Here is a 25,567-nt window from a genome sequence, read left to right on the forward strand (position 1 = left end):
GCGGGGGAGGTTTCGTCGTCAAGCGGCGCTGCGGGGGAGGATGCGGGTCCCCGTTAACGGTCGTTTACCCGCCTGTCCGATAGTCTGGTCGGGTAAACGATCGCCACCCCCATGAAAGGCAGGCCCGCCTTGGTCTGGTCCTCCGCCCGTCCCTCGCCCCTCCGCTCGGGCGTCCGCCGGTCCCTGGCCCTCGTCGCCGGGGCCGCGACCGCATTCGGCCTCGTCGCCTGCTCCGGCGACGATGGCCCCTCGAAGGCCGCCAAGGCCCCGGAAAAGCCGGTCGCCGTGGACAGCGAGCTCGCTGCGTCGCAGAAGCTGCTCGACTCCGCCCAGGCCGTCGTGGTGTCCGCCGCCGACGAGGATTCGCAGCGCCGCGCCGCCGGCATCGCCGTGACCTCCGGCGTGCCCATGCTCGTGCAGCAGGGCTCGGACGCGTCGTCGGTGGAGGAGGAGATCAAGCGGCTGGGCGCAGGCACCGTCGTCACGGTCGGCGACGCCGAGGTCGCCGCCGAGGGCGAGCGCACCGTCGTCGCCGCCCCGGCCGACCTGGATGGCCTGAAGAAGCTCACCGGCACCGAGTTCGCCGAGGCGGAGGAAGAGAAGGAGCCGGCCCGGGCCGTCGCCGAGATGGAGGCCGACAAGCCGACCGTCCCGGCCGCGAAGGATGCGGAGGGGGCCGCGGGGGATTCGGACGCCCTGGCCGCCTCCAAGCCCACGAAGCCGAAGACGGGCGGCGACGACCCGGTGGCCTTCGCGGCCCCCGGCACGCCGCTCGGCGCCATCGCCACCGCCCGCGCCGCGGGCATCGAGGTCCAGTGGCTTCCGATCGGCGATGCCCGCGCCACCTCGGAGTCGATCAAGGCGGCGCGCGACGGCCGCCCGCTCATCGGGCTCGGCGACGCATTCGGCGGCGAGGAGAAGTTCGCCAAGTCCGCCGAGCTCGCCTCCGACGACAAGATCGAGGAGCTGCCCGGCGGCGGCCAGCTGGTGTTCCCGGGCCGCCACATGATCGCCACATACGGCCACCCCGGCGCCCCGGTGCTGGGAGTGATGGGCGAGGAGACGCCCGAGGAGGCCGTCGCCCACGCCAAGCAGCTCGTCGAGGAGTACCAGGGGCTGACCGGCGACAAGGTCATCCCGGCGTTCGAGATCATCGCGTCCGTCGCCCAGGCCGCCCCCGGGCCGCGCAACGACTTCTCCGAGCCCGCGCCCGTCGATGTGCTCAAGCCCTACGTCGACGCCATGACGGAGGCCGGCGGCTACGTCATCATCGACCTGCAGCCCGGCCGCGCCGACTTCGTCGAGCAGGCGAAGTTCTACGAGGAGCTGCTCAAGCGCCCCAACGTCGGCCTCGCCCTCGACCCGGAGTGGAAGCTCACCCCGGACGGCATGCCCAACGTCGCCGTCGGCCACGTGGAGGCGGAGGAGGTCAACCGCGCCATCGAGTACCTCGCGGATCTGACCGCGAAGAACAACCTGCCGCAGAAGGTGCTCATGCTGCACCAGTTCCAGCTGCAGATGCTCCGCGACCGCGAGACCATCGACCTGTCCCGCCCCGAGCTCGCCGTCGTCCTCCACGCCGACGGCCACGGCACGCCGGACCAGAAGTTCGAGACGTGGAACGTCATGCGCCAGGATCTCCAGCCCGAGTTCTTCATGGCGTGGAAGAACTTCATCGACGAGGACCAACCGATGTTCACCCCGCAGCAGACGATGGACATCAAGCCGCGGCCCTGGATCGTCACCTACCAGTAGGCGCCGCCCCCGGAATCGGGCGTCGCGCGCCCCACGTTCCGGGGCCTGCCACCCCCGCCCGCGGCACCCGGGGATATGATGATCGGGTCCACGCCAACGAGCCGGCGTGGACCCATCCTTTCGGGCGCGGTCGTGCCGGATCGGATCGGACGCATACGCACATAATCAGGAGTTGCTCGTGAGCCAGAACGCTCGCCCGGTCGTCCTCATCGCCGACAAGCTCGCGCAGTCCACCGTGGACGCGCTCGGAGATTCCGTGGAGGTGCGCTGGGTCGACGGCCCGAACCGCCCGGAACTCCTCGCCGCCGTCGCCGATGCCGACGCCCTGCTGGTCCGTTCGGCGACCACCGTGGACAAGGAAGTCCTCGAGGCCGCCCCCAACCTGAAGATCGTCGGCCGCGCCGGCGTGGGCCTCGACAACGTCGACATCGACACCGCCACCGAGCGCGGCGTCATGGTCGTCAACGCCCCGACCTCCAACATCCACTCCGCGTGCGAGCAGGCCATCGCGCTCCTGCTGGCCACCGCCCGCCAGGTCCCCGCCGCCGACGCCACGCTGCGCGACGGCGAGTGGAAGCGCTCGTCCTTCAAGGGCGTCGAGATCTTCGGCAAGACCGTCGGCATCGTCGGCTTCGGCCACATCGGCCAGCTGTTCGCGCAGCGCCTGGCCGCCTTCGAGACCACCATCATCGCCTACGACCCGTACGCCAACCCGGCGCGCGCGGCCCAGATGAACGTGGAGCTCGTCGACCTGGAGGAGCTCGTCTCCCGCGCCGACTTCGTCACCATCCACCTTCCCAAGACCAAGGAAACGGCCGGCATGTTCGACGCCGACCTCCTGGCGAAGTCGAAGAAGGGCCAGATCATCATCAACGCGGCCCGCGGCGGCCTCGTCGATGAGCAGGCCCTGGCCGACGCCATCGAGTCGGGCCACATCCGCGGCGCCGGCTTCGACGTGTACGACTCCGAGCCCTGCACCGACTCCCCGCTGTTCAAGCTGCCGCAGACCGTCGTTTCGCCGCACCTGGGCGCCTCCACCGTCGAGGCGCAGGACCGCGCGGGCATCGACGTCGCCAAGTCCGTGCTGCTGGCCCTGGCCGGCGAGTTCGTGCCGGACGCCGTCAACGTCTCCGGCGGCGCCGTGGGCGAGGAGGTCGCCCTGTGGCTGGAGCTCGCCCGCGAGCTCGGCCTCGTCGCCGGCGGCCTGCTCGACGGCGCCCCGACCGCCCTGGAGGTCACCGCCCGCGGCGAGCTGTCCACCGAGGACGTCGACGTCCTGGGCCTGGCCGCCGCCCGCGGCCTGTTCTCGGCGATGATCGAGGAGCCGGTCACCTTCGTCAACGCCCCGCGCATCGCCGAGGAGCGCGGCGTGGAGATCTCCGTGGGCACCGCCCCGGAGTCCGTCTCCCACCGCTCGGTGCTGGAGGTCAAGGTCATCGCCGCCGACGGCAAGACCTCGATCATCACCGGCGCCTTGACCGGCCTGGAGCGCGTCGAGAAGATCGTGCGCATCAACGGCCGCGGCGTCGACATGCGCTCCGAGGGCCGCAACCTGTTCCTCACCTACAAGGATCAGCCGGGCGCCCTGGGCAAGGTCGGCGTGGCGCTGGGCCAGGCCGGCATCAACATCGAGGCCGCCGCCCTGTCCCCGGAGGCCGACGGCGACAACGCCATCCTCATCCTCCGCGTCTCGGAAGAGGTGCCGGAGGATCTGATCGAGTCCATCGTGGACGACATCGACGCCAACCACGCGCTGCAGCTGGTGCTCAACTAGCGGCGTGACGCGGCGCATGGCGTAATCTGGACGTCGTGCGGAACAGAGCCCCGGAGCCCGACAGAGAAGCCGACCGGATGGCCCCAGAGGTCATCCGCAGGCTGTGGGTTTCGGGGCTTCCGTCTGCCCTGCCCACGCGCGTGCGGGCGAAGCATCTGCTGCAGCGGTGCGCCCCGGCGTGGTCCGCGGTGGCGGTGTTCCAGATCGGCCGGGCGTTCCTCCTGCGGGCGTTTTCGCCCAAGGAACTCGAGGCGTTCGTCAACGCCCCCGACGAGGGCCTGGACGTCGACCTGATCGGCTGGGCGGTTCTCGGCCTGCTCATCGCCGCGGTCGTCGTCCCGCTGATCACGTGGGGCGTGCTCAAGTTCCTGTCCCCGCGCGCCGCCGCGATCGGCGGCGCGGTGGTCCTGGCGGTCACCTTCGTGTCGCCGAGCATCGGGACTCTGCTGACCATCGAGGCACCGGGCTCGCAGAACTTCGTGGACCGGGTGTCGTTCCTGCCCGTCGTGTTCGTCGCCGCGATGGTCTTCCTGGGGTGGGGCAGCCTGCTGGCGTGGACGCTCAAGCGCGCGTTCCGGGAAGTCGCCGACTCGCTGTCCCGGGCCGTGCGGACCCTGCCGCTGCTGCTGGTGGCGTTCCTCTTCTTCTTCTACAACGCCGAGCTGTGGCAGCTGGGCGTGGCGTGGACGGTCGGGCGCGCGGCCACCGTGGCGGCGATGCTGTGGGGGTTCGGGGTGCTGGCGTCGTTCATCGTCGTCAACGAGCACGTCCGCGAGGGCATCGAGGAGGATCGCAAGTTCCCCATCCGGCTCAAGCTGAACCTGCGCTACGTCGCGGCGTCGGTCCAGGCGGCGCAGGCGAGCTTCTTCGGGGTCCTCGTGTTCGCGGGCTTCGTGTTCCTCGGCATGGTGTCGGTGCCGGAGGCGACCATCACCGCATGGACGCAGAAGCCCCCGGTGCTCGTGGAAATCGGCTCGCTGAACATCCCCGGCGCCCTGGTGAAGGTGTCGTGGGTCCTGGGGGCCTTCGCGTCGCTGTACATGGTCACGGCGACCGCCGCGGACAAGGCGGCGCGCGAGGATCAGCTGGGCCCCATCACCGAGGAGGTCCGCGGCGCGCTCAAGGCCGCGGGGATCATCGGGGAGGACGCGACGACGCGCTGAGGTAGGCCTCCGGGGGCGAGTAAGGTGAGACTTCGCTTTGCCATCGCCACCGCCAGGAGGTCCCGTGCCGCTGATCACCGCCCCGGTGACGCCGCCGCCGATCGCGCCGCCCGCGTTCGACGAGTCGACGTCGCCCACCGTCTACCAGCTGCGCGTGATGTTCTCGCGCAAGCCGGTGACCATCCCGGCGATGCTGCTGATGATCGTCCACCAGGTGTGCGAGGCCCTCGTCCCCGTCGTCGCCGGCCGGACGGTGGACACCGCCATCGCGGACGGCGATTCCGCGGCGCTGTGGCGGTGGATGCTGGTGCTCGCCGCGGTGTTCCTGGTCCTGGACGTGGCCGCGCGCTTCGGCGGGCGGTTGGCGACCATCGCCATGCTCTCGGTCGAGCATGCGCTGCGCATGCAGTTGACCGACCGCATCGTCGATCGCCGGGGGTTCGCCGACGGCGCCCGCCCTCCGGGGGCGCTGCTGACGGTGTCCACCACCGACGCGCAGAACACCGCGCGGGCGGTCATCGTGGGCCTGCGCCCGGTGGCGGAGGTCGCGGCGCTGGTCTTCGCCTCGGTGATCCTGCTGACCGTCTCCGTCCCGATCGGACTGGTGGTCCTCGTGGGCGGCGCGTTGCTCACGTGGGGGTCGATGGCGGCGGGTGCGCCGCTGCGGCGCCGCGTGGGGCGTCGCCAAGCCGCCGCCGCCCGGGCCTCGGCCACGGCGGCTGACCTGGTGGCGGGGTTCCGCACGCTCGCGGGCCTGGGCGCGCGCCGCACCGCCGCCGGCCGCTACCGGGACCGGTCCCGCGAGGCGCTCGACGCGACGGTGCACGCCGTCGACGCGGAGGCCCGGCTGATCGGGTGGGTGGAGGTGCTGGGCGGCGTCTTCGTCACGCTCGTCGCCGCGGGCTCCGGCATCGCCGCGCTGCAGGGCCGGCTGACCGTCGGCGAGCTGATCACCGTCGTCGGCCTGGCGCAGTTCATCATCGACCCGATGACCGCCCTGGGCAAGAACGCCTCCGCCGTGTGGGCCACGTCGGTGGCGTCGGCGGAGCGGGTCCTGGGCCTGCTGCGCGAGCCCCACGCTGCCTCGGAGGACGGCACCCCGGCGGGCGCGGATGCGCGTGACGACGAGCCCGCCGAACTCCTCGTCGGCGGCACCGTCGTTCCGCCGGGGGCGCACCGCGTGATCCCGGCCGACGCGGGGGAGATGGCGGCGATCGTCGACGCGCTCACCCTCGCGCACCGCCCGGAGCCCGGCGGTTTCGCCGTGGACGGGGTCGATCTGGCGGAGGCCGAACTCGGTTCGGTCCTGCGCCGGGTGGTCACCGCACCGCATTCCGCCGACCTCTTCGACGGCACCGTCACCGAGAACCTGCTGGCCGTGCGCCCCGACGCGACCGGGCCGCAGATCGACGCCGCGCTGGCGGCCGCGGGCTGCGCCGACGTCATCGAGGTGCTGCCCGACGGCGCGGACACCCGCATCGGCGACGCCGGCGTCATGCTCTCGGGCGGGCAGCGCCAGCGCATCGCCCTCGCGCGGGCGCTGCTGGCGGATCCACCGGCGCTCGTGCTGGCCGATCCCACCACGGCCGTGGACTCGGTGACGGAGCAACGGGTGGCGAGGGGCGTCGCAAAGCACAGGGCCGGGCGGACCACCGTCGTCCTGACGTCGGCGCCCGCCTGGGCCGCCGAGATGGAGGTGGCGTGACATGCGCGGCAGGAACCGGACCGTATTCCTCGCCGACGGCCGCGACGCGGCGACCACCGCCGACCGATTCCCGGTGGCCGGCGCGGGGGAGACCCTGCGGCACCTGCGCACGCTGGTGCGCGGCCGCCGGCTCCGGCTGCTCGCGGCGGTCGCGGTGCTCGTCGCCGCCGCATGGTGCGGTGTGCTGGTGCCCAAACTCATGGGCGGCATCGTCGACGTGGTCGCCGGCGGCGGCGACCGCGGCGCCATCGGATGGCTGACGCTGCGCATGATCGCCGCCGCCATCGGTTCCGGCGTGCTGTCGGCGCTCGGCTTCCGGATGGTCGCGCGGCTCGCCGAGACCGCCATCGCCGACCTGCGCGAGGACATGGTCGCCACCGCCCTCGGCCTGCCCGTCGAACGCGTCGAACGGGCCGGCGCCGGCGACGTCGTCTCCCGCGCGACCGACGACGTCGCCCGGGTGTCCGACGCCGTCACGCAGACCCTGCCCATCGCCGCGGGGGCGGCGTTCACGGTGCTGGTGTCCATCGCGGGCGTCGGCTCCGTGGACCCGCGGTTCATGGTGGCGTTCCTGGTCGTCGCCCCCGTCCACGTGCTCGCCGTGCGCGGGTACCTGCGCACCGCACCCGCCGTCTACGCCGCCGAGCGCGGCGCGATGGCCGAGCGCGCCCGCATGGTCCTGTCGACCATCCACGGCCTGCCCGCCGTCCGCGCCTTCGGGCTGGCCGGCCTGCGGCGCGCCGGGATCGCCGAGTGGAGCTGGCGGGTCGTCCGCCACGGCGTCGACGCGCGCATCACCAACAACGTCATCATGGCGCGGATGCACCTGGCCGAATACCTGGGCATGGCGTCGACCCTGGTCCTGGGCTTCCACCTGGTGCGCGCGGGACACACGACCATCGGCGGGGCCACCGCCGCGATGCTGCTGTTCATGCGCCTGTTCGCGCCGCTGACCCGCATGGTGATGGTCCTCGACGTCGCCCAATCCGGCGTGACGTCCCTGACCCGCATCGTCGGCGTCCTGCGCGAGCGCCGACCGGACCACGCCGACGCCGCGCCCGACCCGGCGGCCGGCGTGGAGCTGCGGGGCGTGGGCTTCTCCTACGGCCGCGGCAGCGCCCTGTCCGGAATCGACCTGGCCATCGCGCCGGGGGAGACGGTCGCGCTGGTCGGGTCCTCGGGCGCCGGGAAATCCACGCTCGCCGCCATCGTCGCCGGCCTGCGCATCTCCGACGCCGGCACCGTCATGGTCGGCGGGCACGACCTGACCCGCGATGCCGAGGCCGCCCGCGGCCGCACCGTCGCCCTGGTCACCCAGGAAGTCCACGTCTTCGAGGGCACCCTGCGCGACGACCTCACCCTGGCCGCGCCGGACGCGGGCGACGACGCCGTCCTTGCCGCGCTCGAGCGGGTCGGCGCGGGCTGGCACCGCCGCCTCCCCGACGGCCTGGACACCATCGTCGGCCACGGCGGCCTCCGATTGGACCCCGTCGCCGCCCAGCAGGTCGCCCTGGCCCGCGTGCTGCTGTCCGACCCGCCCGTGATCGTCCTGGACGAAGCCACCGCCGAAGCCGGGTCCGCCGGCGCCGGCTCCCTGGCGCGGGCCGCCGACGAAGTCACCCGCGGCCGCACCGCGCTCATCGTGGCCCACCGGCTGGACCAGGCCGCGGCGGCCGACCGCGTCGTGGTCATGGAAGGCGGGCGCATCGTCGAATCCGGCGCCCACGACGCCCTCGTCGCCGCCGGCGGCCGCTACGCCGCGCTGTGGGCCGCGTGGTCGGAGGGGCGCAGGCGCCAGTCATAGGAAAACGCCCGGCCCGCGCACTCCGGGGTGGGAATGCGCGGGCCGGGCGTCGTAAAGCGGGGGAGAACTACTGCTTCATGGTGCCGGTCTCGACGAAGCGGCGGTGCCAGCCCAGCGCCTCCTGGAGATCGTGCGGGGTGTGCAGGGCGGAGGTGCCGCTCTTCTCCGCGCGCTCGACGTACTCGGTGAGCGCGTCCTTGTAATCCGGGTGGGCGCACTTGTCGATGACCACGCGGGCGCGCTGGCGCGGGCCCAGGCCGCGCAGGTCCGCGAGGCCCTGCTCGGTGATGATGACCATCGCGTCGTGCTCGGTGTGGTCGTGGTGCGAGACCATCGGCACGATCGCCGAGATGTCGCCGCCCTTCGCCGTCGACGGCGAGACGAAGGTGGAGATGTAGGCGTTGCGGGTGAAGTCGCCCGAGCCGCCGATGCCGTTCATGATCTTCGTGCCCATGATGTGGGTCGAGTTCACGTTGCCGTAGATGTCGGCCTCGATCAGGCCGTTGCAGGAGATCACGCCGAGACGGCGGATGACCTCCGGGTTGTTGGAGACGTCCTGCGGGCGCAGCACGATCTTCTTGGCGTACTCCTCGGCCTTGTCGTTCATGCGCTCGGCGGCCTCCGGCGACAGCGCGAACGAGGTGGCCGACGCGACGGACATGGTGCCCTTGTCCAGCAGCTCGACCATGCCGTCCTGGATGACCTCGGTGTAGGAGGTCAGGTTCTCGAAGTCCGAGTCCAGCAGGCCGGCGAGGACGGCGTTGGCGATGTTGCCGACGCCCGACTGCAGCGGCAGGAGGTTCTCCGGCAGACGGCCCTGGGCGACCTCGTTCTCGAAGAAGTCGATCAGGTGGCCGGCGATGGCCTTGGAGTCGTCGTCCAGCGGCTTGAACGGCGAGTTGCGGTCGGCCGCGTTGGTCTCGATGACGGCGACGACCTTGCTCGGGTCGATCTCGATGGCGGTGGTGCCGATGCGCTGGCCCGAGTCGACGATCGGGATGATCTGGCGCTGCGGCGGCAGGCCCGCGTTCCAGATGTCGTGCATGCCCTCGAGGCCCAGCGACTGCCAGGAGTTCACCTCGACGATGATCTTGTCCGCGGCTTTCAGGTAGGACACGTTGTTGCCGACCGACGAGGTCGGGACCAGGGAGCCCGACTCGGTGATGCGGGTCGCCTCGACCACCGCGACGTTGAGCTTGCCGAAGAAGCCCTGCTCGGTCTGCGGGCCCGAGTGCGACAGGTGCATGTCCGAGTAGTAGGACGTGCCGTCGTTGATGGCCTTCCGCATGCTCGGGTCGGACTGGTACGGCATGCGCCAGGCGATGCCGCCGGTCTCGGCCAGGGCGGCGTCGAGCTCGGGGGCGGTGGAGGCGCCGGTCAGCACCTTCACGCGGAACTCCTCGCCACGCTCCTTCGCGTCGGTGATCCGCTTGGCCAGCGCGCCCGGCAGCTCCTTCGGGTAGCCCGCGCCGGTGAAGCCGGAGAATCCGATCATGTCGCCCGGGTTGATGAAGCCGGCGGCCTCATCAGCGGTCATGACCTTGCCGCGCAAACCAGCGTGCGCGATGCGTTCCGACATTGTTCCTCCTGAAATGTGGATGTTCGTCCTTGAAAACCGCCGACCCGTTTCCGGGACCTCCCCGGTCATGGCGACCGCGCGAGCGTCCCCGGTTCGCATCGGTTTGTCGGCGAACCTACCATGCGAACGGCGTATTCCATCATAGGCGCAGTTGAGAAGGCATGACGTCGGGTGCCCCAGGCGCCGGAGGGTGTCGTGGGCCACAATCGCGCGAACAGCGTGAACCGGGGCACGTGAGTCGCCCCACGGCCCCGGTGGCCCCGAATGGAGGGGGAGCGGACGTAGTCCGGCGGGCGTTTTCCGGTGCCGGCGCTCCCCCCCGCGGGCTCAGCGCTCGGCCAGCAGCGCCATCGTCTCCTCGTCGGTGAGCATCGCGTCGGAGAAGGCCGCCAGCGCGGCGTCGGCGTCGAAGTTCACGCCGATGAGCACGACCTCGTTGGACGGGGCCACGTCGGTGCGCGCCCACTCCACCGCCGGCTGGATGGACAGGTTCGGCCCGGCCTGGCTCCACACCTGGGCGATCTCCAGGCGATCGGCGATCCAGCAGTGGCCCTTCGAGCGGACCAGCCCGCGGGTCGAACGCAGCGCGGCGACGAGCCGGTCCCTGTCGAAGGGGCGGTCGCCGCGGAAGGTCACGGAGGAGATGCCGTATTCCTCGGTTTCGGGCGTATGCGGGTTGGCCAGCTCCTCGGCGTAACCGTGGTAGGTCGCGGCGGTGGCTTCGTCGTAAAGCCCCGCGTCGAGGACGACGCCGGCGCCGACCTCGCCGTCGGTGACGCGCAGGATGCGCGCGCGGGGATTCATGGCGCGCACGGCGTCCTCGGTGGCCCGGGCCAGCCGCTCGTCGACGAGGTCGGTCTTGGTGATGAGGATGAGGTCCGCGAACTCGACCTGGTCGACGAGGAGGTCGGAGACCGTGCGCTCGTCGTCCGGCGTGGCCTGGCGGTCGGCGTCGGCCAGCGCCGTGCCGGAGCGCAGCATGTCCAGGAACTGGGAGGCGTCGACGAGCGTGACCATCGTGTCGATCGGCGCGATGTCCGCCAGGCGCGTGCCGTCCTCGAATTCCCACTCGAACGTCGCGGCCACCGGCATCGGCTCGGAGATGCCCGTCGACTCGATGACGATCTGGTCGTACTCGCCCGAGCGCGCCAGCGCGCCGACGCCCTCCACGAGGTCCTCGCGCAGCGTGCAGCAGATGCAGCCGTTGGACAGCTCGACGAAGCGGTCCTCGCCGCGGGTCAGGTGGGAGCCCGCGGCGATGAGGTCGGCGTCGACGTTGACCTCGGAGAAGTCGTTGACGATCACCGCGAGCTTGCGGCCCGCGCGGTTGGCCAGGAGGTGGTTGAGCAGGGTGGTCTTGCCGGCGCCCAGGAAGCCGGAGAGGACGGTGACGGGGGTCCGGGTCCGGGTCCGAGTGCCGACGGCGTCGGCGGAGGAGGTGGGGCCCTCGGGGTTCGTATTCGACATGGGGGACATCATCACGTAAATGAAAACCGATTGCAACAAGACGCGAAATGCCCGATGGGTGACCTTTACCTGAATGTGACCTGAACGGAAGGTTGACATCGGGGGTGAACTGAGTCACAACAGTAGGTGGAACGGACTAATGTGCAACTCACGGTTTACAAAGGTGAATCACGGAGTTCTCACCCTTTCCATAATTTCACCGGCGGAGCCGCTCCCCGGCGCCACCCAACAGCGGAGGCCGGAAGCTTCCCACAGTCCCGGGGCACAACCCCGGCCCGACGAAAGGCAGGACCATGAAGTCACAGAAGAAGGCGATCCTCGCCGGGCTCACCGCCATCGCGGCGAGCGCCGCGATGGTCGCGTGCAGCTCCGACGACGGAAGCGGGGGAGGCGGCGGAGACGGATCCGCCATCATCAACGCCTACGGCTGCGAGCCCCAGGCCGCGCTGCTGACCACGGACACGAACGAAACCTGCGGCGGCGACATCCTCGACACGCTGTACACCGGACTCGTGACTTACAAGAACGACGGAGAGACCGAGATGGCGGTCGCCGACTCCATCGACGCCAACGACGACGCCACCGAGTTCACCGTCAAGCTCAAGGACAACTGGACGTTCACCAACGGCGAGAAGGTCACCGCGGACTCGTTCATCGACGCCTGGAACTACGCCGCCGCCTCGAAGAACGCGCAGAAGCAGCAGTACTTCTTCGAGAACATCCAGGGCTACGACAAGGTCTCCGAGGAAGGCGCCACCGAGGACAAGCTGTCCGGCCTGGAGAAGGTCTCCGACACCGAGTTCAAGATCAAGCTGTCCAGCCCCGAGGCCTCCTTCCCGAAGCGCCTGGGCTACACGGCGTACTCCCCGTGGCCGAAGGCCGCCTTCGACGACGTCAAGGCCTACGGCGAGGCGCCCATCGGCAACGGCCCGTACAAGCTGGAATCCGACTCCGCATGGCAGCACAACGTCGGCCTGAAGACCGTGGTCAACGAGGACTTCGCGGGCGAGAAGCCCGCCAACGGCGGCGTGAACTTCATCTTCTACCAGAACCTCGACACCGCCTACGCCGACCTCCAGTCCGGTCGGCTCGACGTCATGGGGCCGGTCTCGAACGCCGCGCTGTCGACCTACAAGAACGACTTCCCGGATTCCAACGGCGAGCTCGCGGCGATGCGGTCCCAGACCTTCGTCATCCCGCAGAACCTCCCGCACTTCGGAAATGACGAAGAAGGCAAGCTGCGCCGCCAGGCGATCTCCCTCGCCTTCGACCGCCAGCTGATCATCGACTCCATCTTCTCCGGCGCCGCCCAGACGCCGGTCGACTTCGCCGTGCCCACCCTGCCGGGCATCGAGTCCCCGGACTCCTCCAAGACCATCGGGTACGACCCCGAGCGCGCCAAGGAGCTGTGGAAGAAGGCCGACGAGATCAAGCCGTGGTCCGGCAAGTTCGAGCTCGCCTATAACGCCGACGGCGACCACCAGTCCTGGGTCGAAGCGGTGACCAACGGCATCTCCAAGACCCTCGGCATCGAGGCGACCGGCAAGGCGTACCCGATCTTCAAGGGCCTGCGCGACGACGTCACCAACGGCACCGTCGGCGCGGCGTTCCGCTCCGGCTGGCAGGCGGACTACCCGTCCGTCGCCAACTTCCTCGAGCCCCAGTTCAAGACCAACGGCTCGTCCAACGACGGCAAGTACTCCAACCGCGAGTTCGACAAGCTCCTGGAGGAGGCCTCGGCCGAGACCGATGACGCCAAGGCCAATGCCCTGTACAAGCGCGCCCAGGAGATCCTGGTCGACGAACTGCCCGCCATCCCGCTGCTGGTGCCCAAGACCGCGTACGCGTGGAACCCGGACGTGTCCGGCGTCGAGATGATGTGGAACGGCACGTTCGATTACGCGCCCATGAAGAAGGGCTGACCGCAGTGCCGTGGTACATCGGCAAGCGGCTGCTCCAAATGATCCCGGTGTTTTTCGGGGCCACCTTCCTGATCTACGCGATGGTGTTCCTGACCCCGGGTGACCCGATCCAGGCGTTGGCCGGCGACAAGCCGCTGACGCCGGCGGTCGAAAACGAGCTCCGCGAGCGATTCAACCTGGACAAGCCCTTCATCGTGCAGTACCTGATGTACGTCGGCGGGATTTTCCAGTTCGATTTCGGGCAGACCTTCTCCGGTCGCCCCGTCACCACGGTGCTGGCGGAGGCGTTCCCCGTCACCATCAAGCTGGCGCTGATGGCCCTGGTGATCGAGACGGTCTTCGGCATCGGCTTCGGCGTCGTCGCCGGCCTGCGCAAGGGCGGCTGGTTCGATTCGACCGTGCTGGTGGCGTCGCTGTTCATCATCGCCGTGCCGATCTTCGTCATCGGTTTCGTCGCCCAGTTCCTCTTCGGCATCAAGTGGGCGGTGGTCCCGCCGACGGTGGGCGGCAACGCCGGCTTCATCGACCTGATCATGCCCGCCGCGGTGCTGGGGCTGGTGTCCTTCGCGTACGTGCTCAGACTCACCAGATCCTCGGTCGCCGAGGCGGTCGGCTCGGACTTCGTCCGCACGGCCTACGCCCGCGGCATGTCCCGCCGGGAAGTCGTGGGCTCGCATGTTCTGCGCAACTCGCTGATCCCGGTCGTGACGTTCATCGGCGCGGATCTGGCGGCGCTGATGGGCGGGGCGATCGTCACCGAGGGAATCTTCAACATCCCCGGCGTCGGCGGCCTGATCTACAGGTCGGTCGTCATCGGCGAAACCCCGACCGTCGTCAGCGTGGTCACCGTCCTGGTGATCATCTACATGGTGGCCAACCTGCTCATCGACCTGCTGTACGCCGCACTCGACCCGAGGATCCGATATGCCTGATCCAAGAAACGTCCCCGCGGGCACCGGCATCGCCGACGGTGACCCGAGGCTGCGGCGCGGCCATGCGCCCGTGTCCACCGAGGACGTGCTCACCCGCGACCAGAAGCTCCCCGACACCGTGCCCCTGGGCATGTGGGGGGAGGCGTGGCGGCGCATGCGCCGTCGCCCCCTCTTCTGGGTTTCCATCGCCATCATCGCGTTCGTCTCGCTCATGGCGCTGTTCCCCGGCCTGTTCACGTCCGTGGATCCGCGCGCCGCGGACCTGCGCAACTCGTTGGGCGCGCCCACCGACGGGCACCCGTTCGGCTTCACCCGCCAGGGTTACGACGTGTACTCGCGCGTCATCCACGGCGCGCGCCCGTCGGTGATCGTCGGCGTGTGCGTCACGCTGCTGGTGACCTTGCTGGGCATCCTCATCGGCGCGACCGCGGGCTGGGTCGGGGGACTCCTCGACTCCGTCCTGTCGCGCGTCACCGACATCTTCTTCGCCATCCCGCTGCTGCTGGCCGGCATCGTCCTGATGCAGGTCTTCCCGCAGCGCGACGTGTGGACGGTGACGCTGGTGCTGTCGCTGTTCGGCTGGCCGTCGATGGCCCGCGTGGTGCGGTCGGCGGTGCTGTCGGTGAAGAACAACGAGTACGTCATGGCGTCGCGCGCGCTGGGGCTGTCCGGCGGGCGCATCCTGCTGCGGCACGTCCTGCCGAATTGCCTGGCGCCGATCATCGTCATGGCGACGACCTCGCTGGGCATTTACATCGTCGCGGAGGCGACGCTGTCCTACCTGGGCATCGGCCTGCCGCCGACCGAGGTGAGCTGGGGCAACGACATTTCCGTCGCCCAGCAGACCCTGCGCCAGTCGCCGCAGACGCTGTTCTACCCGGCCGGGGCCCTGGCCCTGACCGTGCTGGGCTTCATCCTGCTCGGCGACGTGGTCAAGGACGCGCTGGACCCGAAGGAGAGGAAGAAGTGACGGAATCACCTCAGCCCGATCACGCGTCGGGACCGGCGCCGCTGCTGTCGATGCGCGGAGTGGACATCGCCTTCGGCGGAAAGAAGAACCCGTCGCCGACGGTCTTCGGCGTCGACCTGGACATTTATCCGGGCGAGACGGTGGCCGTCGTCGGCGAGTCGGGGTCCGGCAAGTCGACGCTGGCGCATTCGATCATCGGGCTGCTGCCCGGCGGCGGGCACGTCACCGGCGGCACGATCACCTTCGACGGCGAGGACATCACCAACGCCGGCGACCGCCGCATGACCGCCTTGCGCGGGGCGCAGATCGGCCTGGTCCCGCAGGACCCGATGTCGAACCTGAACCCGGTGTGGAAGGTCGGCCACCAGATCAAGGAGTCGCTGCGCGCCAACGGCATCGCCTCCGGTTCGAAGGCCCACGCCAGGGCGATCGAGCTGCTGGAGGAGGCCGGGCTTCCCGACGCCGCCCGCCGCATCGACCAGTACCCGCACGAGTATTCCGGCGGCATGCGCCAGCGTGCGCTCATCGCCATCGGGCTGGCGGCGCGGCCGAAGCTGCTCATCGCCGATGAGCCGACGTCGGCGCTGGACGTGACGGTGCAGCAGCAGATCCTGGACCACCTCGACGGCCTGACCGAGGAGCTGGGCACGGCGGTGCTGCTGATCACCCACGACCTGGGCCTGGCGGCGGAGCGCGCCTCGCGCATCATCGTCATGAGCCAGGGGCACGTGGTCGAGTGGGGCCCGGCCCTCGAGATCCTGCAGGATCCGCGGCACGAGTACACCAAGCGCCTGGTCGCGGCGGCCCCGTCGCTGCGCGCCCGGCGCGATGATGTCCTCGATCTCCGCGCGGAGGTCCGCGAGGAGGCGATGGTCCAGGCGACGGAGGTCGTGGAAGAGCACGACGTCGCGCCCGAGGTGCCGATCCTCGAGGTCCGCGAGCTGACGAAGGTGTTCGACGTCCCGGGCAGCCGCCCGTGGCGGAAGGACAAGTTCACGGCCGTCGACGACGTGTCGTTCTCCATGCCGCGCGGCACCACGACGGCCATCGTCGGCGAGTCCGGTTCGGGCAAGTCAACGGTCGCCCAGATGGTGCTGGGGCTGCTGGAACCGACGTCGGGCACGGCGACCTTCGACGGCATCGACGTGGCCGAGCGCTGCGCCGGCCGGCGGGGAGAGTCCGGCGAACTGGATTTCCGGCGCCGCGTTCAGCCGATCTTCCAGAACCCGTACGGTTCCCTCGACCCGATGTACTCGGTGTACAACACCATCGCGGAGCCGCTGCGCATCCACGGCATCGGCGACGAGAAGTCGCGGCAGGCGCGCGTCAACGAGCTGCTCGACCGCGTGTCCATTCCCCGGCAGATGGCGCACCGTTATCCCGGTGAGCTGTCCGGCGGCCAGCGCCAGCGCGTGGCCATCGCCCGCGCCCTGGCGCTGAACCCGGAGCTGGTGGTGTGCGACGAGGCGGTCAGCGCCCTGGACGTGCTCGTGCAGTCGCAGATCCTCGACCTGCTCAATTCGCTGCAGGCCGAACTCGGGCTGTCCTACCTGTTCATCACGCACGACCTGGCGGTGGTCAAGCAGATCGCCGACCAGGTGCTGGTGATGGAGAAGGGCAGGATCGTCGAGACCGGCCGCACCGATGAGCTCTTCGAGAACCCGAAGGAGCAGTACACCCGCCGCCTGATCGACTCGATCCCCGGCGGCAGCATCGAGCTCCACGCGGGGTAGCCCCGCTTGACGACGCCCGTTCCCGGCCATCCAGGCCGGGGCGGGCGTCGTCGGCGTTACGGTGGTCAGTCCTCCGGCTCGTTCCACGCCTCCCAATCGTCCATCTCGTCCTCCAGCTGCAGGATCGCCTCGCGGAACGCGCCGTCGGACAGTCGCATCTCGCCCGCGATCGGATGCGTCCCGTATGTCACCGCCTCGATCTCCATCTCGCCGCCGTCCCAATGCATGAACCACACCCCGGGCATGCCGGTCGGATCGGCGGCGTCGGCGGAGAATTTCATGAGCAGCTCGATGGCGGTCAGGTCGCACGGCTCGGCCAAGCCGGTGGCGAGGATCTCGTGGCGGTTCGGAATGGCGAACAACAGGCCGTGGCCCAGGGAGTCGCCCCATCGCGACTCACGGCGAACGCCGCCGATGACTTTCCGGATCGCCGCCGGCACGAACGGCAGCTTCGAAGCCACCAGATTCGAGTCTCCCTTGAACGACCACAGCATCGCCCCGGTCTCCGGGTGGGCCATGAGGTCGACGTCGCAGTGCAGCAGCTCGGTGTTCTTGCGGGCGGCGTCGTAAAGCAGATCCAGGTCCCTGCCCTCCACCTGGAGGTCGGAGAGGTACGCCAGATGCTGTCCCATCTTCATTTGCAGCACTTCATGAAACGGGCCGAACTTCCGGGAGTAGGTGTAGGCCTCTGGCCCGACCTCGGCGGGCAGCTCCCACACCAGGCGGGAGTAGGTGTTCTTCAGCAGATCCACCTCGTCGATCGAGGGGAAATCCGGCACGCCGTCGATCGCCGGCTTGATGAAGTCCTCGATGATGCGCCGCCACTTCGTGCGCGGTGCGCCGCCGAGAATGTGCTCGAGATTGTGCGTGTCGAAGATGGTTCCGTCGCCCAGTTTCAGGCGGGCCCCGTCGCCGTCGTCGGCGATCACCTCGACCCGGATGCCGGACCATTTCAGCGTGCGGATGATCATTCCCAGTGACGGCCGCGCCGTCGTCGTTTCCCCCATGGCCCGCAAACTAGCCCGGCGGGCGCGTGTCCGCAGAAGTGCAGTCACGGGGGCAACGCGACGGGGGAGGGACGGGCAGGGTGAACGCGGGTACTCTCGAACGGGAAACAAGAATCGCCCGTGCATCCGAGGAGGCCGGAGAACCATGGCGCGCGCCGACGAAGATCCGCTTGACGACGATGATCGGGGAACCGGTTCGGCCAGGATGTCGCCGGCGCTGCGGGGGACGATCATCGTCGTCGCGCTGCTCGCCGTGATCGCCGTATCCGTGGCCGTCACCGTGGCCGTGCTCAGGGGAGGCGACGGGGGCGAGGGGAAGGCCTCGGAAACGTCGGCGACGGCGCCGACGTCCGACACGGGCGACCCGCCGCCGGAGACGGAGAGCACCGAAGAAGCCCCGGCCGTCGATTCGGCGGCGATGCTGGAGGGGGCGGGGTTCGACGTCGTCATGTCGGGGCCCGCGCCCGAGGCCGTGGACACGTGGGGCGGCTACCGCCGGGAGCGGTCGACGAATGGGCGGGTCCGCGTGTTCGAAGGGCAAGAGGCGAGCCAGGCGACGCTCGACGGAGGGCAGTGGCCGATGTCGATGAACTCCTGCGGTGCGGCGATGTACCTCGTGGTGTTCCGGGCCGCGAACGACAACGTGTCGCTGAACGCGAGCCTGATCAATTCGGTGCGGGACGTCGTCGCCTCCGAGAGGACGTCGCGGGGGTGGATGCTGCTGACGAACTGCGCGACGCCGCAATGGGAGTTCCTGTCGTCGTCGGACGTGAGCAATCTCGGCGACGTCGTCTACGACGTCCACGAATACCGGCAGTCGGCGTCGGCGCCGGGGGCCGGAGCTGGCGCCGGAGCGCAGCCCGCGGCGGCGCCGACCGTCGTCAGGTGCATCGAGGGGACGCCCGGCCCCGCCGAGTACAGCGATGGTTCGGTGGGATTTGCCCGGGAGTGCGTGGAAACGCCCGAAGCGCAGCGGGCTCTGATGGGCGAGAGGTGCTGCGGTGGTCTCTACGGACGCCAGGAATGCGGTGAGGAGCTCTGGCAGGATCTGTGCAATTCGGGTCCGCCCGGCTGATGGCGTGCGTCTCATTTGGTAGGATTGGGGAGTCCATATAGTGAGAAGGGATCCCCGCGACAATGAGCGACACCACCGGCACGCTGAAGATCGCCGTCATCGACGGCGACGGCATCGGCACCGAGGTCACCGCCGAGGCCCTCAAGGTCCTCCGCGCGACCATCGGCGACTTCGAGACCACCGAGTATGACCTGGGCGCACGCCGTTACGAACGCAACGGCGAGCTGCTCACCGACGCCGACCTCGACAGCCTGCGCGAGCATGACGCGATCCTCCTGGGCGCCATCGGCGACCCCCGCAAGGTGCCGCCGGGGGTCCTGGAGCGCGGCCTGCTGCTGAAAATGCGCTTCGCCCTCGACCACCACGTCAACCTGCGCCCGTCGAAGCTGTACCCGGGCGTCGAATCCCCGCTGAAGAACCCGGGCGACATCGACTTCGTCGTCGTGCGCGAGGGCACCGAGGGCGCCTACACCGGCAACGGCGGGGCGATCCGCGTCGGAACTCCGCAGGAGGTCGCCAACGAAACCTCGGTGAACACCCGCTTCGGTGCCGAGCGCGTGGTCCGCTACGCCTTCGAGCTGGCCATGACCCGCCGCAAGCACCTGACCCTGGTGCACAAGACCAACGTGCTGGTCCACGGCGGCGGCCTGTGGCAGCGCACCGTCGACGAGGTCGCGCGGGAGTACCCCGAGGTCACCGTCGACTACAGCCACATCGACGCCGCGACCATCTACATGGTCACCCAGCCGTCGCGCTTCGACGTCATCGTCACCGACAACCTCTTCGGCGACATCATCACCGACGAGGCCGGGGCGATCTCCGGCGGCATCGGCCTCGCCGCGTCCGCCAACATCGACGCTTCCCGCACGAACCCCTCCATGTTCGAGCCGGTCCACGGTTCGGCGCCGGACATCGCCGGCCAGGGCATCGCCGACCCCACCGCCGCGATCCTCTCGGGGGCGATGATGCTGCGCCACCTCGGCCGCGAGGACGACGCCGCCCGCATCGAGCGCGCGGTGGAGGCCGACGTCGCCGCCCGCGGTGACGCGCCCATCGTGACCGCCGAGGTCGGCGACCGCATCGCGGCCGCCGTCGCGCAGGGGTAGGTCCACTCCGCAAGCGTCCATGGGGCGGAGGTGGCGCCGCCCCATGGAACGGCGCCGGGGATTGCCCTACGGTGGGTCAGGTTAGGCTAAGATTAGTCCAGTCATGAAGTAGGTCCCAACCTTTTCCACCGTCAGGATTCAGCATGTCCCACGCAGACCACACCCGGCACGGCTTCGACCTCGAGCGCGCAATGGCCTCGGCGAAGGCGGACTGGGAAGCGGGTGCCACCCTGGGCACCCTTCGCCGCAACATCGACGAACTCGACGAGGAGATCGTCGCCCTGCTCGCACGCCGCCAGCACTGGGTCACCCTCGCCGCATTCGTGAAACGGGAATCCGGGGAAGAGGCGGTGCGGGCGCCCGAACGCGTCGACGAGGTCCTGGGCAAGGTGAAGGCCCTCGCTGATGAAAACGGGCTGTCCCACGACATCGCCGAACCCACCTACCGCGCTCTGATCGCCGCATCCATCGACCATCAGCTGGGGGCGCACCGCCTGTTGCGGGCCCGGAGCACCGCCCCGCGGGTCACCGCGGGACGATGAGGGGACCGCCCGCAACCGGATCCTCCACGATGAGGGCATCCAGGCCGAAGACGTCGGCAAGCAAACCCTCCGTGAGCACCTGCCCCGGCGACCCGGTCGCCGCGATCGCCCCCTCGTGCATGACCACCAGATGATCCGAGTGGCGCACGGCCAGGTTGAGGTCGTGGAGGACCATCACGACCGTGCGGCCCAGGCGGTCCCGCAGAGTGCCGACCAGCTTGAGCACGTCGATGGCGTGGGCCAGATCGAGGTACGTGGTCGGCTCATCGAGCAACAGGGTCGGCGTCTGCTGGGCCAGCACCATCGAAATCCAGACCCGCTGGCGCTGCCCGCCGGACAACGACGACAACGGGCGCTCCGCCAGATCCGAGATGCCGGTCAAGGCCAGGGCCTCCGCGACCTCCATCTCGTCCGACCCCGACCACTGGCGCAGCCAACTCTGATGCGGATGGCGCCCCCTGGACACGAGATCCGCCACCACGATCCCATCCGGGGCCAACGGCGATTGCGGGAGCATCCCCACCATCCGGGCCAGCTCCCGCCGCGCCACCGACGTCACGTCGCGCCCATCGACGTGCAGGGAGCCCTCCGCCGGGTGCGTGCGCGCCAATGACTTCAGCAGCGTCGACTTCCCGCAGCCGTTGGGGCCGATCACCGTGGTGACGGCCCCCTTGGGGATGTCGACGTCGACGCCATCGAGAATGACGCCTCCGCCGTAACCGGCCCGCAGCCCGCGCGCCCTGATTCCGATTTCGGTCGTTGTGGTCATGCGGTGGTCCTCCGATTCGAGCGGATGAGCAGATGGATGAGGAACGGGGCGCCGATGGCCGAGGTGACGATGCCCACCGGCAATTCCCACGGCGCGATGCCGCGGGCGATGACGTCGGCCACCGTCACCAGCGCGGCACCCGCCGCGGCGGACGTGGCCAGGGGAGGGGACGGTACGCCGGCCAGCCGCAGCGCCAACTGGGGCGCGACGAAGGCCACGAATCCGATCGGGCCCGCCGCGGCCACCGACGACGCGGCCAATGCGACGGCCACGAGCAACAGGGCGACCTGGCTGAGCTGGACCCGGCCGCCCAGGGCCGACGCCGTCGCCGGCCCGAGCTGCAGGACGGACAGGCGAAACGCCATCCACCCGAACAGGCCCATGGCGACGGCGACGCACAGCGCCACCGCCGCCAGCCCCGACCACGACGCCCCCGACAGGCTGCCGGACAGCCAGGTCCGCGCCGCGGCCGCATCCCGCAGATCGGACGCCGCCATCAAGTAGATGATGTACGCCTGCAGCAGCGCCGACACGGCGATGCCGATCAGCACCAGCCGGAAGGGATCCACGCCGCGGCGCCACGCCAGCAGCCAGATCGCCGCCGTCACCGTCAACGCGCCGGCGAACGCGGCGAGCGGGATGCCGACGCCCGACAGCGTCGGCGCCGCCGCCCCGTAACCGCCGCCGCCGAGAACCGTGCCCGCGACGATGATCGTCACCGCCATCGCCGAGGCGCCTTCGGTGATGCCCAGGACATCGGGGCTGGCCAGCGCATTGCGCGCGATCGACTGCGTCAACGCCCCGGCAATGCCCAGGGCGGCGCCCACGATCACGCCGCCCACCACCCGGGGCAGGCGCGAACCCAGCACCACCGTCCGGTCCAGCGAGGAGCCGCCGCCGAAGAGGACCTCGATGACGCGGGCCGGCGAAATCGCGTAGTCGCCCATGCCCAGGCCGACGACGACCGTCGCCAAGCACAGGACCGCGAGGCCACCGGCGGCGAGGGCCGCACGCGGCCGCCACACCGCCGACATGCCAGCGAACCGCAGGGGCGGACGCCCCGGCACCACCGGCGGGCCGATCAATTTGGGGGTCATGCCGTCACCAACTTCCTGCGGCGCACGACCGCGATGAAGAACGGGGCGCCGACGAACGCGAGCACGACGCCGACCTCGAGTTCGCCCGAAGGGATGATCACGCGCCCGACCACGTCGGCGAAGGTGAGCAGCGCGGCACCGGCCGCCGCCGAGGCCGGCAGCAGCCAACGATGGTCCGGCCCCGTGAAACTGCGGACCAGGTGGGGGACCATCAGCCCGACGAAGCCGATCGGCCCCGCCGCGGCCGTCGAGGCCCCCGCCAAAACCGCGACGATGACCATCGCCGCGATCCGGGCCACCGGGACGTTGACGCCGAGCCCCGCCGAGACGTCGTCGCCCAGGGCCAGGAGATTGAGCGTCGGGGCCGTGGCGAATCCCGCGAGGATCCCGATCGCCAGAATCGGGGCGATGGTCAGCGCCACCCCCAGATCGCCGGCGGCCACCGACCCCACCGTCCAAAACCGCACCCGGTCGAGGGCCCGCGCATCCGACAGGACCAGCGCGGACGTCAGCGAAGCGAGCAGGGCGGTGATGGCTGCGCCCGCGAGGATGAGCGTCAGCGGGTTGAGCCCGCCCCCGAAGGAGGTCACGCCGAACACCGCGAATGCCGCGATCGCCGCGCCGACGAAGGCCAGGGCGGCCGTCGCCGGAGTGGACAGCGAGCCGGCGAGCAGCGTCCCCGCGACCACCGCGAAGGCGGCGCCGGCGGAAATCCCGAGAATCCCGGGCTCCGCGAGGGGATTGCGGGTGTGGCCCTGGATGATCGCCCCCGCCACGCCGAGCGCGGCGCCCACGGACAACGCCAGGATGGTGCGGGGCACCCGGAGGTTGGCGATGATCTCGCCGTCCGACCCGCCGCGCGACCCGGTGCGCAGGGACTCCAGGGCCGGCCCGATGGCATCGGCCAGTTGGTCGGCCGACATCGGCCTCGAGCCGATGGCCAGGCTCAGTGCCGAGGCCGCGATGATGAGCACGGGCAGCGCGATCACCCAGCCGGATCTGCGCCGGCGGCATGGTGCGCCCGCGACTCCGGCGCTCGGGGCCCGGACGGTTGTGTGTGACATGTGATTCTCCGCAATAGGGGTTGCATGGATGTTGGCCAGGACATAGGCTAGCATTCAGGTTACGCAAGCCTGCGTTGCCTGTGAATGGTGGGCCTAAATCCCGTGCGTGGCGCGGGTGGCGCACCCCGGAACGAGTTAAGGAAACCAGATTCAGTGAAGCGAACCATTGGGAAAGCCGCGGCGATCGTCGCGGCGGCCGGCCTCCTCCTGACCGGCTGCTCGAAAGCCGATGAACCCGCGGAAGGCGACCGGAAGGACGCCGGAACGGTCAGCATCGCCCACGCGTGGGGAACCGACGAATACCCCGTCAAGCCCGCCAAGGTGGTGGCCTCCGGCGTCGCCGTCGACAACCTCCTTGCCCTGGGCGTGACCCCCGACGTGGTCATCGAAACCCCCGAGGACAAGGGCGCCCCGTGGCGCGCCGAGGCGCTGAAGGGGGTCGAGCGCATCGACGTCCCCGATTTCCGCACGGTTCCCGTCGAGAAGATCGCCGCCGCGAAGCCCGACTTCATCGTCGGCGACTTCTGGCGGATCACGCAGGAGACCTACACGAGCCTCAAGGAGATCGCCCCGACCCTCGGCGGCATCGGCGCGGAGGGCGAATCCCTCGGCTGGAAGCCGCAGCTGGAGGCCCTGGGCAAGATCTACGGCAAGGAGGGCGACGCGAAGAAGGTCATCGACGAAGACGCCGGGCGCTTCGACTCCGTGAAGTCGGACCTGCCGAAGCTCGAGGGCAAGACGGGCGTCATCGCCCAGTACGCGCCGCAGCGGGGCATGGGCGTGGTCGCGGATCCGGAGGAGCCGGGCAACTCCGCGCTCTACGACCTGGGCATGAAGGTGCCCGATTCCTTCGCGTCCCTCCCGCAGCGATCGGGCCGCGCCATGGTGTCCCCCGAGAACATCTCCGTGATCGACGCCGACTTCATGGCCGTGTACGCCGTCTCCGGCGGTCCCGACGAGATTCGCGCGATCCCCGGCTTCTCGGACCTGCGCCAGGTCAAGAACGACACGACCATCTTCGGCGATGCCGTGCTGGTGCAGGCGCTGAACAGCCCGAGTTCCCTCAGCCGCGCCTGGGTCCTCGAGCAGCTCCGCCCGACCCTCGAAAAGGTCGCGAAGCAGTAGTCCCAGACGGGCCCCGCCCGGCGGGGCCCGAAGAAAGGTGCAAACGATGAGTTCGAAACTGCTGCGGCGCTGCTCCGTGGCGTGCGCGCTGAGCATGTCGCTGGCTTTCGCGGCGGCTCCCGTCGCCGATGCCGGCGTCGTGCGGGGCCCCGGTCCCGCCGCGTCGATCGACGAGTCCGAGAAGCTGCCGGTCATCTACGTCACCGGCTCGAACGAGCCGAAACAATCGGCGGATGCCTTCGCCGCCTCGATGCGGCGCTTCGGCGTGGACGTCCACGTGTTCATGGTGTGGGAGCCGTCCGACCCCGCCACCAGCCCCTATGTCACGGTGAAGGGAAACTCGGCCCGGATCCCGGCTTTCATCGAGAAGCTCAGGGCCGAGACCGGCCACGACAAGTTCGACGTGGTCACGTATTCGCAGGGTGGCCTGGTGACGAGGTACTGGCTGAAGGACTTCGACGGGGCGCGCCACGTCCGAAAGGTCGTGAGCCTCTCGGGGATGATCAAGGGGTCGCCGTTCCAGGCCGATGCGGTGCGCAACGGCCAGTGCCCGCCGCCCGGGCTGGAGCTTCTCGTGCCCCCGGAACTGGCGAAGAACCCCTCCGACGCCTGCCTGGAAATGTCCTCGGAGGGTGATGAGGTGCGCCGGTTGAACACCCCGTCCGAGGCGTTGCCCGGCATCCGGTACTACAACATCACGACGACCCTGGAATACGATGCCTCGCCCTACCGCATCAATCTGATGGACGGTCCGGGCGACTACTACAACATCGTCACGCAGGACCTGTGCCCGAACGATCCGGTCGTCCATCTGACGATGACGATGACCCCGTCGGTGCAGTCCCTCGTCGCCTCCGCGCTGAAGGGGGGTCCGCTCGAAATGAAGTGCATGACCCCCGATTCTCCGCCGGGGGCGCCGTCCCTGAAGGACGTCCCGCCGGTCGAGAACGGCCCCAAGGTCACCTGATCCGGTGGCCG

General features: G+C 69.9%; 20 protein-coding genes. 14 read left to right on the forward strand and 6 right to left on the reverse strand.

From position 1 onward, the window contains the following. Positions 1-129 precede the first annotated feature (129 nt). The 5 genes from CHAN_RS05040 to CHAN_RS05060 all read left to right on the forward strand — a co-directional run bounded on the left by CHAN_RS05040 (position 130) and on the right by CHAN_RS05060 (position 8,201). Positions 130-1,755, forward strand: coding sequence for a hypothetical protein (locus CHAN_RS05040; RefSeq protein ID WP_290292482.1), 1,626 nt, complete (start codon positions 130-132; stop codon positions 1,753-1,755). 178 nt (positions 1,756-1,933) lie between these two features. Further along, positions 1,934-3,529, forward strand: coding sequence for a phosphoglycerate dehydrogenase (gene serA / locus CHAN_RS05045; protein WP_048742283.1), 1,596 nt, complete (start codon positions 1,934-1,936; stop codon positions 3,527-3,529). Positions 3,530-3,564: 35 nt separating this feature from the next. Then, positions 3,565-4,692 (forward strand): hypothetical protein, encoded by a 1,128-nt coding sequence (locus CHAN_RS05050; RefSeq protein WP_153251525.1) that lies wholly within the window; start codon positions 3,565-3,567, stop codon positions 4,690-4,692. Between the two features lie 64 nt (positions 4,693-4,756). Beyond that, positions 4,757-6,397, forward strand: a complete 1,641-nt coding sequence (locus CHAN_RS05055; protein ID WP_290292488.1) for an ABC transporter transmembrane domain-containing protein — start codon at positions 4,757-4,759, stop codon at positions 6,395-6,397. A gap of 1 nt (position 6,398) precedes the next feature. Further along, positions 6,399-8,201: an ABC transporter ATP-binding protein gene (locus CHAN_RS05060; protein ID WP_290292492.1), complete on the forward strand. Its 1,803-nt coding sequence runs from the start codon at positions 6,399-6,401 to the stop codon at positions 8,199-8,201. A gap of 67 nt (positions 8,202-8,268) precedes the next feature. On the opposite strand, the gene scpC is transcribed toward CHAN_RS05060, so the two are convergent. Both scpC and CHAN_RS05070 read right to left on the reverse strand, forming a co-directional pair. Continuing rightward, on the reverse strand, positions 8,269-9,780 hold the full coding sequence (gene scpC, locus CHAN_RS05065) for a succinyl-CoA:acetate CoA-transferase ScpC (protein ID WP_048742291.1): 1,512 nt from the start codon (positions 9,778-9,780) through the stop codon (positions 8,269-8,271). Between the two features lie 327 nt (positions 9,781-10,107). Further along, positions 10,108-11,247, reverse strand: coding sequence for a GTP-binding protein (locus tag CHAN_RS05070; protein ID WP_290292498.1), 1,140 nt, complete (start codon positions 11,245-11,247; stop codon positions 10,108-10,110). 293 nt (positions 11,248-11,540) lie between these two features. On the opposite strand from CHAN_RS05070, the gene CHAN_RS05075 reads away from it, so the two are divergent. The 4 genes from CHAN_RS05075 to CHAN_RS05090 are packed head-to-tail and all read left to right on the forward strand — an operon-like array spanning position 11,541 to position 16,804. Continuing rightward, positions 11,541-13,169, forward strand: coding sequence for a peptide ABC transporter substrate-binding protein (locus CHAN_RS05075; RefSeq protein WP_290292501.1), 1,629 nt, complete (start codon positions 11,541-11,543; stop codon positions 13,167-13,169). Between the two features lie 5 nt (positions 13,170-13,174). Then, positions 13,175-14,101 (forward strand): ABC transporter permease, encoded by a 927-nt coding sequence (locus CHAN_RS05080; protein WP_048742294.1) that lies wholly within the window; start codon positions 13,175-13,177, stop codon positions 14,099-14,101. Further along, complete coding sequence (locus tag CHAN_RS05085) at positions 14,094-15,071, forward strand: ABC transporter permease (protein WP_082144420.1); 978 nt, start codon at positions 14,094-14,096, stop codon at positions 15,069-15,071. Before CHAN_RS05080 ends, CHAN_RS05085 begins: the two co-directional genes overlap by 8 nt. Before the next feature lie 50 nt (positions 15,072-15,121). After that, positions 15,122-16,804: a dipeptide ABC transporter ATP-binding protein gene (locus CHAN_RS05090; protein WP_082144430.1), complete on the forward strand. Its 1,683-nt coding sequence runs from the start codon at positions 15,122-15,124 to the stop codon at positions 16,802-16,804. Positions 16,805-16,869: 65 nt separating this feature from the next. Here the strand turns inward: CHAN_RS05090 and CHAN_RS05095 are convergent, their stop codons facing one another. Beyond that, positions 16,870-17,811, reverse strand: a complete 942-nt coding sequence (locus CHAN_RS05095; RefSeq protein ID WP_290292509.1) for a hypothetical protein — start codon at positions 17,809-17,811, stop codon at positions 16,870-16,872. A gap of 145 nt (positions 17,812-17,956) precedes the next feature. Here CHAN_RS05095 and CHAN_RS05100 point away from each other — a divergent pair, with 145 nt between their 5' ends. The 3 genes from CHAN_RS05100 to CHAN_RS05110 all read left to right on the forward strand — a co-directional run bounded on the left by CHAN_RS05100 (position 17,957) and on the right by CHAN_RS05110 (position 20,534). Beyond that, entirely contained in the window at positions 17,957-18,886 is a 930-nt protein-coding gene (locus CHAN_RS05100) for a hypothetical protein (protein WP_290292512.1), read from the forward strand. Between the two features lie 83 nt (positions 18,887-18,969). Further along, complete coding sequence (locus CHAN_RS05105; RefSeq protein WP_290293342.1) at positions 18,970-19,992, forward strand: 3-isopropylmalate dehydrogenase; 1,023 nt, start codon at positions 18,970-18,972, stop codon at positions 19,990-19,992. 143 nt (positions 19,993-20,135) lie between these two features. Beyond that, positions 20,136-20,534, forward strand: a complete 399-nt coding sequence (locus CHAN_RS05110; protein ID WP_290292515.1) for a chorismate mutase — start codon at positions 20,136-20,138, stop codon at positions 20,532-20,534. Here CHAN_RS05110 and CHAN_RS05115 read toward each other — a convergent pair. From CHAN_RS05115 to CHAN_RS05125, 3 genes are read right to left on the reverse strand one after another with little or no spacing between them, the layout of a single operon-like run. After that, positions 20,518-21,303 (reverse strand): ABC transporter ATP-binding protein, encoded by a 786-nt coding sequence (locus CHAN_RS05115; protein WP_048742304.1) that lies wholly within the window; start codon positions 21,301-21,303, stop codon positions 20,518-20,520. The genes CHAN_RS05110 and CHAN_RS05115 overlap by 17 nt on opposite strands. Then, positions 21,300-22,400, reverse strand: a complete 1,101-nt coding sequence (locus CHAN_RS05120) for a FecCD family ABC transporter permease (protein ID WP_048742307.1) — start codon at positions 22,398-22,400, stop codon at positions 21,300-21,302. The genes CHAN_RS05115 and CHAN_RS05120 overlap by 4 nt, the downstream gene beginning before the upstream one ends. Beyond that, positions 22,397-23,389, reverse strand: a complete 993-nt coding sequence (locus CHAN_RS05125) for a FecCD family ABC transporter permease (RefSeq protein WP_048742309.1) — start codon at positions 23,387-23,389, stop codon at positions 22,397-22,399. Before CHAN_RS05125 ends, CHAN_RS05120 begins: the two co-directional genes overlap by 4 nt. Before the next feature lie 228 nt (positions 23,390-23,617). Between CHAN_RS05125 and CHAN_RS05130 the strand changes: the two genes are divergently transcribed. Further along, positions 23,618-24,589 carry an ABC transporter substrate-binding protein gene (locus tag CHAN_RS05130; RefSeq protein WP_290292522.1) on the forward strand — a complete coding sequence of 324 codons (972 nt, stop codon included), beginning with the start codon at positions 23,618-23,620 and terminating at the stop codon, positions 24,587-24,589. A gap of 46 nt (positions 24,590-24,635) precedes the next feature. Continuing rightward, entirely contained in the window at positions 24,636-25,556 is a 921-nt protein-coding gene (locus tag CHAN_RS05135) for an esterase/lipase family protein (protein ID WP_290292525.1), read from the forward strand. Positions 25,557-25,567 lie beyond the last annotated feature (11 nt).

Origin of the sequence: Corynebacterium hansenii, assembly GCF_030408795.1 — a bacterium.
GTDB classification, from domain to species: domain Bacteria; phylum Actinomycetota; class Actinomycetes; order Mycobacteriales; family Mycobacteriaceae; genus Corynebacterium; species Corynebacterium hansenii.

Bases quoted from the DNA above. Each gene is read 5' to 3' on its own strand.
- CHAN_RS05100 (WP_290292512.1), top strand. From the start codon at position 17,957: ATGGCGCGCGCCGACGAAGATCCGCTTGACGACGATGATCGGGGAACC.
- CHAN_RS05110 (WP_290292515.1), top strand. From the start codon at position 20,136: ATGTCCCACGCAGACCACACCCGGCACGGCTTCGACCTCGAGCGCGCA.
- CHAN_RS05090 (WP_082144430.1), top strand. From the start codon at position 15,122: ATGCGCGGAGTGGACATCGCCTTCGGCGGAAAGAAGAACCCGTCGCCG.
- scpC (WP_048742291.1), bottom strand. From the start codon at position 9,780: ATGTCGGAACGCATCGCGCACGCTGGTTTGCGCGGCAAGGTCATGACC.
- CHAN_RS05135 (WP_290292525.1), top strand. From the start codon at position 24,636: ATGAGTTCGAAACTGCTGCGGCGCTGCTCCGTGGCGTGCGCGCTGAGC.
- CHAN_RS05115 (WP_048742304.1), bottom strand. From the start codon at position 21,303: ATGACCACAACGACCGAAATCGGAATCAGGGCGCGCGGGCTGCGGGCC.
- CHAN_RS05060 (WP_290292492.1), top strand. From the start codon at position 6,399: ATGCGCGGCAGGAACCGGACCGTATTCCTCGCCGACGGCCGCGACGCG.
- CHAN_RS05120 (WP_048742307.1), bottom strand. From the start codon at position 22,400: ATGACCCCCAAATTGATCGGCCCGCCGGTGGTGCCGGGGCGTCCGCCC.
- CHAN_RS05095 (WP_290292509.1), bottom strand. From the start codon at position 17,811: ATGGGGGAAACGACGACGGCGCGGCCGTCACTGGGAATGATCATCCGC.
- CHAN_RS05085 (WP_082144420.1), top strand. From the start codon at position 14,094: ATGCCTGATCCAAGAAACGTCCCCGCGGGCACCGGCATCGCCGACGGT.
- CHAN_RS05070 (WP_290292498.1), bottom strand. From the start codon at position 11,247: ATGTCGAATACGAACCCCGAGGGCCCCACCTCCTCCGCCGACGCCGTC.
- CHAN_RS05075 (WP_290292501.1), top strand. From the start codon at position 11,541: ATGAAGTCACAGAAGAAGGCGATCCTCGCCGGGCTCACCGCCATCGCG.